The sequence below is a fragment of the Microbacterium sp. genome, from assembly GCF_030149085.1.
GTDB lineage: Bacteria > Actinomycetota > Actinomycetes > Actinomycetales > Microbacteriaceae > Microbacterium.
Genome location: NZ_JASBSF010000229.1, coordinates 1 through 4,132, shown reverse-complemented (window position 1 = coordinate 4,132; position 4,132 = coordinate 1). Strand labels below are relative to the sequence as shown.

Here is a 4,132-nt window from a genome sequence, read left to right as displayed (position 1 = left end):
ACCCGCGTGAGCGTCAGGACGAGGCTCGTGAGGATGAGCGAGCCGACGTAGAGGAGCTTCTCGATCGGGTCGGGATCGAAAGTGCTCGTGATAGCGGTTGCGACCGGGAGCCACACGATCGTGAACATCCACCCGATGGTGAGCCACAACAGGCCCTGGTCCACATGGGTGACTCGAGCGAACATTCGGTGGTGGGTGAGCCAGAAGTTGGCGATGAGCACGAAGCTCAGCATGAATGTGAGCAGGCTCGGCCATTCCGCCGCCACCCAAGCCCCCGCGCTCGACTCCGTTGCATCGGTGACACTGTCCATGAGCGGAAGGATCAGGAGCGTCATGGCAATCGCCACGACGGCATCCGTGAAGGCCTTCAGCCGTTCCGCAGAGGGCAGCTCGGCATCCGCCGCCCGCTGCTCATCGGCAGCGCGAGACTCGGCATCCGTCATCCCGCCACCGTACTACCCGGTCCGCCCGATCGCTCGGACCGGCGGCAGGTCAGGCCGTGGGGCCGAGGCCGAAGAACTCCAGTTCGGCGTCGGTGAGCATCCGGGAGCGGATGATGAACCTCTTACCCGTGGGACTCTCGACGCTGAATCCGGCGCCCCGGCCCGGGACCACGTCCACGGTCAGGTGCGTGTACTTCCAATACTCGAACTGTGACTCCGACATGAAGAACTCGATCGGATCGATCCCGTCGATCTCGAGGATGCCGAGCTTCACGTCGCTGGGACCGGTCAGGAACATCCCCACCGGGTAACACATGGGCGCGCTGCCGTCGCAGCATCCGCCCGACTGGTGGAACATGAGCGCGCCGTGGTGCACCGCGAGTTCCCGCAGCAGCGCCGCAGCCTCGTCGGTGACCGCGACCCGCTCGTAGGTTCCGATGCTGACCATGCTGTCTCCTTGCTCAAGGTGGCCGGTGCCGAATGCAGGATGAACCGGCGCCGACTGCGTGATTCATCCTGCGTTCGGCACGCGGGGCGGCATCCGTGATGGCTGCCGCCCCCGGCGATGCCGGTTTAGAAGAAGCCCATGGGGCCTTCGGCGTAGGAGACCAGGAGGTTCTTGGTCTGCTGGTAGTGGTCGAGCATCTTCAGGTGGTTCTCGCGACCGATGCCGGACTGCTTGTAGCCACCGAACGCGGCGTGAGCCGGGTACTGGTGGTACGTGTTCGTCCAGACACGTCCGGCCTCGATCGCGCGGCCGGCGCGGTACGCGGTGTCACCGGACCGGCTCCACACGCCCGCACCCAGACCGTAGAGCGTGTCGTTGGCGATGTGGATCGCGTCGTCGAACCCGTCGAACGAGGTCACCGAGACGACCGGACCGAAGATCTCCTCCTGGAAGATCCGCATGTCGTTCGTGCCCTCGAACACGGTCGGGGCGACGTAGTAGCCGCCGCTGAGGTCACCGCCGAGGTCGACCCGCTCGCCGCCGGCGAGGAGCTTGGCCCCGCCATCCTTGCCGATCTGGATGTAGGACAGGATCTTCTCGAGCTGGTCGTTGGATGCCTGCGCGCCGATCATCGTGGCGGGGTCCAGCGGGTTGCCCTGCACGATCTTGCCGACCCGCTCCAGGCCGTCGCCGAGGAACTGGTCGTAGATCGAGCGCTGGATCAGCGCGCGCGAGGGGCAGGTGCAGACCTCACCCTGGTTGAGGGCGAAGAACGTGAAGCCCTCGAGAGCCTTGTCGTAGTAGTCGTCGTGGCGTTCGCGGGCGACATCCTCGAAGAACACATTCGCGCTCTTGCCACCGAGCTCGAGGGTCACCGGGATGAGGTTCTGCGAGGCGTACTGCATGATCAGGCGCCCGGTCGTGGTCTCACCGGTGAAGGCGACCTTGCGGATGCCCTTGTGCTGCGCGAGCGGGGCACCTGCCTCGATACCGAAGCCGTTGACGATGTTCACGACACCTGCCGGCAGCAGGTCACCGATGATGTCGAACAGGAACAGGATCGACGCCGGAGTCTGCTCGGCGGGCTTGAGCACGACACAGTTGCCGGCAGCCAGCGCGGGGGCGAGCTTCCACGTGGCCATGAGGATCGGGAAGTTCCACGGGATGATCTGACCGACCACGCCCAGCGGCTCGTTGAAGTGGTAGGCGACGGTGTCTTCGTCGATCTGGCTGAGCGACCCCTCCTGGGCACGCAGCACGCCGGCGAAGTATCGGAAGTGATCGATCGCGAGCGGGATGTCGGCGGCGAGCGTCTCGCGGACGGGCTTGCCGTTCTCCCAGGTCTCGGCCACCGCGATGGACTCGAGGTTCGCCTCCATGCGGTCGGCGATCTTGTTGAGGATGTTCGCCCGCTCGGCGGGAGTGGTGCGCTTCCAGCTCTGGAACGCCTTCCAGGCGACATCCACAGCCCGGTCGATGTCTTCGACGGTGCCGCGGCCGACCTCGCAGAACGGCTTGCCGGTGACGGGGGTGATGTTTTCGAAGTACTGGCCCTTGAGCGGTTCGACAAACTCGCCGCCGATGTAGTGGCCGTAGCGGGCCCGGTAGTCGGCGAGCGCCCCGCGCTGGCCGGGGGCGGCGTACACGCTTGAGACGCCCTCTTCAACAATCGTCATGTGAGTCTCCTTCGACTGCGCGCGACGGCCGTCGTCGCGATGGGTCGACGGTAGGTGAGGCAAGGTTGCATTCCGTTGCAGGCCTTCTGCCGGCATCCGTTGCACGTGAAACGGATGCCGCGCTCCCGGCGTTGCCGAGCGTGGCGCGTCAGGGTTCTGCGCGCTCGAGACGATCGATGCGGGCAACCAGGCCAGCGCGCTTGGGGGAACGCGCTGGGAGCATGGACAGGCACAGGCGAAGCACCTCGACATCGTCGGCTCCGGCATCCGTGTCGGCAAAGGCGAGCAACACATCCAGGCTCGCCTCCGCGAGCAGCGCTTCTCGGAGCGTCACCCGCACGGTGTCTCGGAACTCCTCGACGCCCGGCGCTGCCGAGTCGGGGAGCACATCGCCGCGATAGGCAGCGAGCGCGACCCGGTGCGCGCCCCGGTCAAGAAGCGAGAGCAGCTGATGCGCGTCGGTCTCGAGTGGCATCGTGAGGCGGTAGGGACGGGATTGCGGAGCGAGCGAGGGCGCGATCCGCTCGAGGATCTTGCGCAACCGCACCATCTCGGCACGCAGGGTCGTTCCCGCATCCGGATCGCCGTACACGAGTTCACCGAGGGCTTCGGCCGAGACGCCCTGGCGGTGGGTCGCAAGGCACAGCAAGATCTCGGCGTGGCGCGTGGTGAGCTCGTTGACCCGCAGGTGTCCGTCTGAGAGGGTCTCGAGAAGGGCGCGATCTCGACCGAGCACGCGAAGGGTTGCCACGACGGATGCCGAAGCCGGCCGGGCTCGCCGAAGCTTGGGTGCCTCGACGTCGGCCGTCTCCCCCGTGCGCCGCGCGCCGGAAGCCCGCTCCCGGAGACGCGCAAGGAGCAGTTCACCCTCGACGGCGCGGGCTGTCGCGTCCACCAGAAGCTGGGCTTGGGCCGACGCGGCTGGGTCGTCTCCGGTGACGTCGATGACCCCGAGGAGCCGACGCGTCTCAGGGTCATGAACGGGCGCCGCGGTGCACGACCAGGGTTGGACGAGTCGGTTGAAGTGCTCTGCGCCGCGGATCTGCACCGACCGGTCGAGCGCGAGCGCGGTCCCGGGGGCGGCGGTCCCGACAGCCTTCTCTGACCAGTCGGCGCCGGGCACGAACCCCATGTCACCGGTGAGGGATCGCAACGTGCGGTCTCCCTCGACCCACAGCAGCCGTCCGGCGGCATCCCCGACCGCGACGATCACGCCCGAGTCCTCGGCCGCTCCCGGGATCAGCAGTCCCCGGATCATGTCCATGACCGAACCGAGCGGATGCTGCGCCCGAAGCAGTTCGAGTTCCTCGGCGCTCAGCGCGAGCGGGGGAAGACCCTCGACGCCGACACGTCCGTCGCGCGAACGCCGCCAGCTTTCGCGCACGACGCCTCGCACATCACCGACCCGCGCGTCAGTGTCGTTTCCGAGCACGAACTCCTCGCGGGCGCGCTCGATGATCAGCCTCGAGGCGTCGGGGGTGGTACCCGACCCGGGGGACCACGGCGAGGGCATGCGGACTCCGATCGGCACTGATCGTGATGGGCGCGAGCGTCTGTGCGCGCCG

General features: G+C 67.3%; 4 protein-coding genes. All 4 read right to left on the bottom strand.

Translation table 11 applies throughout. The features are described from left to right. A partial coding sequence (locus tag Q1V87_RS09365; RefSeq protein ID WP_300591961.1) for a TMEM175 family protein occupies nucleotides 1–443 on the bottom strand: 443 nt, incomplete at its 3' end. A gap of 49 nt (nucleotides 444–492) precedes the next feature. Next, nucleotides 493–891, bottom strand: coding sequence for a DUF779 domain-containing protein (locus Q1V87_RS09360; RefSeq protein WP_300591959.1), 399 nt, complete (start codon nucleotides 889–891; stop codon nucleotides 493–495). Between the two features lie 125 nt (nucleotides 892–1,016). Then, nucleotides 1,017–2,567, bottom strand: a complete 1,551-nt coding sequence (locus Q1V87_RS09355; protein ID WP_300591957.1) for an aldehyde dehydrogenase family protein — start codon at nucleotides 2,565–2,567, stop codon at nucleotides 1,017–1,019. Between the two features lie 148 nt (nucleotides 2,568–2,715). Then, complete coding sequence (locus Q1V87_RS09350; protein WP_300591955.1) at nucleotides 2,716–4,080, bottom strand: GAF domain-containing protein; 1,365 nt, start codon at nucleotides 4,078–4,080, stop codon at nucleotides 2,716–2,718. Nucleotides 4,081–4,132: the final 52 nt, after the last annotated feature.

Coding starts and splice junctions, on each gene's coding strand:
- Q1V87_RS09350 (WP_300591955.1), bottom strand. CDS start 4,080: ATGCCCTCGCCGTGGTCCCCCGGGTCGGGTACCACCCCCGACGCCTCG.
- Q1V87_RS09360 (WP_300591959.1), bottom strand. CDS start 891: ATGGTCAGCATCGGAACCTACGAGCGGGTCGCGGTCACCGACGAGGCT.
- Q1V87_RS09355 (WP_300591957.1), bottom strand. CDS start 2,567: ATGACGATTGTTGAAGAGGGCGTCTCAAGCGTGTACGCCGCCCCCGGC.